Annotated in this window: 8 protein-coding genes; all 8 read left to right on the top strand. The window is 44.4% G+C overall.

Features of this window, described 5'->3' with window-relative positions; translation table 11 throughout:
- Window positions 1-274 precede the first annotated feature (274 nt).
- On the top strand, window positions 275-670 hold the full coding sequence (locus tag BSCG_RS04495; protein ID WP_008777149.1) for a DUF3408 domain-containing protein: 396 nt from the start codon (window positions 275-277) through the stop codon (window positions 668-670).
- Between the two features lie 6 nt (window positions 671-676).
- Window positions 677-955 (top strand): hypothetical protein, encoded by a 279-nt coding sequence (locus BSCG_RS0127950; RefSeq protein WP_139016513.1) that lies wholly within the window; start codon window positions 677-679, stop codon window positions 953-955.
- A 270-nt stretch (window positions 956-1225) separates the two neighbouring features.
- Window positions 1226-2167: an amidoligase family protein gene (locus tag BSCG_RS04490; RefSeq protein WP_008777150.1), complete on the top strand. Its 942-nt coding sequence runs from the start codon at window positions 1226-1228 to the stop codon at window positions 2165-2167.
- The gene (locus BSCG_RS04485; RefSeq protein WP_008777151.1) at window positions 2164-2394 is read left to right on the top strand and encodes a hypothetical protein; all 231 of its coding nucleotides are present in this window, start codon (window positions 2164-2166) and stop codon (window positions 2392-2394) included. Before BSCG_RS04490 ends, BSCG_RS04485 begins: the two co-directional genes overlap by 4 nt.
- 362 nt (window positions 2395-2756) lie before the next feature.
- Complete coding sequence (locus BSCG_RS04480) at window positions 2757-3536, top strand: ParA family protein (protein WP_008777152.1); 780 nt, start codon at window positions 2757-2759, stop codon at window positions 3534-3536.
- Between the two features lie 12 nt (window positions 3537-3548).
- The gene (locus BSCG_RS04475; RefSeq protein ID WP_241762168.1) at window positions 3549-3857 is read left to right on the top strand and encodes a DUF3408 domain-containing protein; all 309 of its coding nucleotides are present in this window, start codon (window positions 3549-3551) and stop codon (window positions 3855-3857) included.
- Between the two features lie 4 nt (window positions 3858-3861).
- Window positions 3862-4623: a hypothetical protein gene (locus BSCG_RS04470; RefSeq protein ID WP_008777154.1), complete on the top strand. Its 762-nt coding sequence runs from the start codon at window positions 3862-3864 to the stop codon at window positions 4621-4623.
- 433 nt (window positions 4624-5056) lie between these two features.
- Window positions 5057-5213, top strand: a 157-nt coding sequence (locus BSCG_RS29095; protein ID WP_139016516.1) for a DUF4134 family protein, incomplete at its 3' end; no start/stop codon positions are given.

Consider the following 5213-nt stretch of genomic DNA (forward strand, 5'->3'; position numbering starts at 1 on the left):
ACATTTGTAAATGGAGAATATAAATATATTCCATAAGCATCTGGGGGGGGTAGTTACTTTCGGTACATTATCATTATATTATCAGTTATTGGTTCTACGCATTTGCAAATGGAGAATTTAAGTATATTCCACAAGCGTCCTTACTGTAAGAAGGGGTGACTAAAACTGACTTTCAGTGACTATAACAGACAGGATATTCTATAAGATTATTCCATACCTTTATTTTGTCTTGGAATATTATAAATAAAAGTGTCTAATTTAATACGATAGTAGTATGGAATATTTAGAAAAGAAGAAAGTTGCTCCCGGCAGTATAGACGAAAAGGACTTTATCAGTAAGGTCGCTCAAAAAAGTATGGCGGGCAGGTTTGTATCAAATGAACCTGATATGGTACCGGATGTTTCTGAAACTGAAAGAAAAGCTCCCACAGACGGAGAGGTTGAAGAGTTTAAAAGAAAATATATGGTTTCCATACCTAAAGGCACTACCTGCAAAACCATATATATTGATGGTAAGTTACATCGAGATATCGCAACTTTGGTCAAGGCTGCAGGGTGTGGCACCATTTCCGGTTTTGTCACTCAGGTGCTGAAAGATTATTTAGAAAAGAACAAGGAGCTGATTGACGCTCTAATGGGAAAAGCCTATCAGTCCTGGAAGAAAAAGTAAATGCCTATGAAAAATTCCGGGAAAAAGAAGGTAGATCCCCGTCGAATTGACAAGCAGGCTATCAGAGAGTTGGTGGGAGGCAAATCCCCGCAACGTATTGTCACCAGGTCTCCGGAAGAAACGGATACAGCAAGTATCGTTTCTGAACAACCTGTCGGACAGACAGAACAACCCGGCAGGATGCTTGATCACGAAACGATATTTCTTCATGGCATCCGGAGCGAAAAACGTAAATCCCTGCACATTGATGCCGGCCTGCATCATCAACTTTGCTCCCTGATATGAGCTATCGGATATGGCGATATTACTATGGAGGGACTTGTCAACAGACTTCTGATGCAACATTTCGAAGAATACAAAGACGTGCTCAATGCAATGACAGAAGACAGGTAATCTTCTGTTATTTCCGTAGCTTGTAATCATATTAATACACTCGATAAGGGTAGTTAGTCTAAGCGAAACTAAGTTAATCCATTGATAATAAAAGGTGTACGATTATGATGTATGGGAATATTGTCGTATCTTAGATGTATGAAAACAAATGATTAATAAGCTATGAATGAAAGAGTTAGAAATATTTTAGAGCAGTCTGCGACAAAGACGAGCAAGATTCAGCAGCTGCTTCTGCTGGGATTGACCAGACGTGAAATCGCCGACCTTGTGACCAGAGGCAATTACGGCTTTGTGCATAATGTGTATAAAAAAATGCTTGAGAGGGGTGCTTTCGTTCCCTGTCAGGTAGGACAGGGAACCGTTCCGGTATTGGACTACAGCTTCCCCCGCAGGTTCGGTGTAGAAATTGAGGCTTACAACTGCACGCAGGAAAAGCTGCTCCATGAGCTTCGCGAAGCCGGTATCTGCGTCGCTATCGAAGGCTATACCCATCGCACGACGGAGCATTGGAAACTGGTCACTGACAGCAGTTTGAGCGGCAATGACACATTCGAACTGGTCAGTCCGATCCTGGTAGGTGAAGCCGGGCTGAAAGAACTTGAGACGGTTTGCTGGGTACTTGACCTCTGTAATGCCAAGGTGAACGACAGTTGCGGATTCCATGTACATATGGATGCTGCCAATTTCAGTATGGAAACCTGGAAAAATCTCGCTTTGACCTACAAACATCTGGAACCGGTCATTGACTCCTTCATGCCGGGATCACGCCGTAATAACCAATACTGCCGGAGTCTGCATGGCATTTCCGATACGGCTATCAGCGGGGCATCCACGATTACCGACCTCCAGCATGTATTTAACAACCGTCGCTATTACAAACTAAATCTAGAAGCCTATTCCCGCCATCGGACAGTTGAATTCCGGCAACATTCCGGAACGACCAACTATACAAAGATGGAAAAATGGATCAAATTTCTAAATGGTTTGGTTACCTTTGCTTCGGCTGCAAGCCTTCCCGACAGGACCACTTTGGAGAGTCTGCCTTTCCTCGGTGAAAAAGAGAAATTATTTTTTAAGTTACGGACTAAAAAATTAACAGGATGATACAGAATTATGAATTGGCGGATGGCGGTAGGATAACCGCCTCCAGCCCCGAAGAATTCGTCCGGCTGCTCCGTGAGGGCAGCTGGTTCGACCATGATTGTACGGACGAGGAGTTTATGAACAACTTTGCCGGTCGCTATAAAGAGCTACATGGCGTAACGGTTTCTACCGATACGCCGGAGCATTTCATGGCAGATTTGCGTAAATACGGTTACATAAGACCTTAAGAGTAGAGAAATCCTTTATTGTAATGATCCCTGCCCGGCTTTCCGCTTTCGGTTTCCGGGTGGGGATTTTTTTCTTTCATCGCAATTCCGTGAGATACAAATCTTCCACTCCGGCACATACGTGCCTGATTCTTCCTCACTCGTCAGAAGGTAACGATCAATGCACATAATCGCTAATATTTTAAAGAACAAATATCAACCACCGGTTCCTTTCCTGACAATAACCGACTACGGATGACTATACATGACAGGGTATTTTATCTTATTGGCGGAATCTTTTCCTTTACACCGCAAAATATGATACCGCCTAAGGTTTCAGGTTTTTACACGATTGCATTATTATCCTTTAACAATAGAATAAAATGAAAAAAGAACCGTTATTTATTGCCTTTGCCAGCCAGAAGGGTGGTGTCGGAAAGTCGACTTTCACCGTTCTTGCCGCCAGCATCCTGCATTACCAGAAAGGCTATCGGGTGGGAGTCGTGGATTGCGACGCCCCCCAGCACAGTATCTTCAACATGCGTGAACGTGACATGGAAAGTGTGGAAAAGAGTGATTTCCTGAAAGTCGCCCTCTACCGCCAGCACGAACAGCTCCAGAAACTTGCTTATCCGGTCATCAGGAGCGATCCGGAGAAAGCGATGAAGGACATACATGATTATATGCAAAAAGAAGGAGCCGAATTTGACATTGTCCTTTTCGACCTGCCGGGAACGTTGCGATCCGAAGGAGTGATTTACACCATCTCCTCGATGGATTATATTTTCGTGCCTCTCAAAGCGGACAATATCGTCATGCAGAGTTCCCTTGAATTTGCCGAAGTTGTCGGGGAAGAATTAGTAGCCCGTCACAATTGCAATTTGAAAGGTGTCCATCTCTTTTGGAATATGATTGACCGCCGTGAGAGAAAAGAGACTTGTCAGGCATGGGATACGGTCATGCGGAAAGCGGATATGAAACTATTGGATACACGTATTCCCGATACGAAACGCTACAACAAGGAACTCAGCCATACCCGTAACAATATCTTCCGTTCCACCCTGTTTCCACCGGACAACCGTGAGATAAAAGGTTCCGGCCTTTTGGAACTGCTGGACGAGATCAGCTGGATTGCCGGCTTGAAATCCTCTTCTACTTTATAATATATGTATAGCATGGAAAATATCAGAAAAAAGAAAAGTGCTTCCAACGGCAGGAAGAAGACGATTGAAGCTCCTGTCACCGTGGAAGAGATAGCAGCCTATGAGGAAATGTTCCTCTGTGATGACCGGTGTGCCTCAAGAAAGTCTTTGCATATCAACGCCCAATACCACCGCCGCATCTTGTCGTTGGTTTGTGCCACCGGACGAAGCGGAGTGACTGTAGCCGGTTTTGTCAACCGTCTTTTGGAACTTCATTTTGCCGAAAAAGGTAAAGTGTTTGACGCTGTACGGGATAAGCATTACCAGTCATTGAAATCATAAGGGCATGGAATACCTTTTTATTATCCTGTTCATCTACGCCTCTTACCTGAGCATTGAAAAGTATATCCATACGGGCGGCATTTTCTCCTGGAGAGGCGGAAAGGAGAAAAAGGAACATCGGGGTTCACCTACCGTCATTCATCCGGAAATATCCCCGGCAGAGGCCGAAATCATAGGCAAAAGCCGGTACCGGATGCGACAATCACTGACAATGGATGACAATAGCGGACAGTCTGAATCAGGTATTGAAAAGAGAGATACCTTTACTCCCGAAAAGGAAACAGGGCCGGTTCTTCGAGCGCACGAAACCCTTGAGAAGAATACGAAATACCCGGAAGTTCCGGCTCCCTTCCAACGGCTGAACTATCCTGAAATCGACTATATACAGGAGGATTCCCCTTCTTCCGGTGAAGAAAAAGAGGAAATTCCCGAACGCTATGAGATTACGGGATACGTACAGCGGAGCAATCCCCACCGGGCAACCGGTGTCACCTTTGACGATTTGGACATGATTGAGAAAGTGATGACATCGGACGGATCTACGGAAACGGAACAGGAACAAGCCCGGCAGACCTTCCGAAAGCTGGAAGGCACGAACATGGAAAGGGTTCTGCAAGCGAGTGTCCTGGGAAGCAGCGATAGACTGAAACGGTATATGCGCTTGTATGTAGATAAGGGCGAGCCCCATTTATTGACAGGAAAAAACAAGGACGACATTCTCCGGGAATTTGATATAACGGAGCATGTACCTGCAACAGATAAATAAACAATGAATATGAGAAAGTATTTTGATTCCGGTTGATCCGGGTGCTGTGAGCCTTTAAAATGAAGTGTATAATTTTTAAAACGAAAAAGCATGAGAGATTTCTTTGACTCCGGTTGATCCGGGCATGGCGAGTTTTTGAAACGTAGTGTATAACCCTTTAAAAAAGAAGACATGACTGGCTTCTATGATTCAGGTTGATTCTTTCTCTTTATCAAAGCGGACATTCAAAACAAGTAATTAACCCCTTAAAAACGGAGGTACCTATGATTGGTTACTATGACTCAGGTTGATCCTAAAAAAGACATCGTGGTTGCAAGCAGTGGACCGCAGGAAGTTTCCTGCGGTTCATTTGAAAGGAGTTTTTTATTCACATTTAATTAGTAGATTGTATATGAAAAGACATTTTAAAAAGACGGTTGCGCTTATCGCATGAATAGCTGTTTCCACCCTGAGTGCCTATGCCGAGGGGGACGGAAGTGCCGGTATCACAAAGGCCACATCCATGCTTGCCAGCTATTTCGATCCGGCCACGAAGTTGATATATGCCGCAGGAGCCATTGTAGGGCTGATAGGCGCGATAAAAGTTTATT

This window comes from Bacteroides sp. 2_2_4 (assembly GCF_000157055.1).
Lineage (GTDB): Bacteria > Bacteroidota > Bacteroidia > Bacteroidales > Bacteroidaceae > Bacteroides > Bacteroides ovatus.

Bases quoted from the DNA above. Each gene is read 5' to 3' on its own strand.
- BSCG_RS04485 (WP_008777151.1), top strand. From the start codon at position 2,164: ATGATACAGAATTATGAATTGGCGGATGGCGGTAGGATAACCGCCTCC.
- BSCG_RS04490 (WP_008777150.1), top strand. From the start codon at position 1,226: ATGAATGAAAGAGTTAGAAATATTTTAGAGCAGTCTGCGACAAAGACG.
- BSCG_RS04495 (WP_008777149.1), top strand. From the start codon at position 275: ATGGAATATTTAGAAAAGAAGAAAGTTGCTCCCGGCAGTATAGACGAA.
- BSCG_RS0127950 (WP_139016513.1), top strand. From the start codon at position 677: ATGAAAAATTCCGGGAAAAAGAAGGTAGATCCCCGTCGAATTGACAAG.
- BSCG_RS04470 (WP_008777154.1), top strand. From the start codon at position 3,862: ATGGAATACCTTTTTATTATCCTGTTCATCTACGCCTCTTACCTGAGC.
- BSCG_RS04475 (WP_241762168.1), top strand. From the start codon at position 3,549: ATGGAAAATATCAGAAAAAAGAAAAGTGCTTCCAACGGCAGGAAGAAG.
- BSCG_RS04480 (WP_008777152.1), top strand. From the start codon at position 2,757: ATGAAAAAAGAACCGTTATTTATTGCCTTTGCCAGCCAGAAGGGTGGT.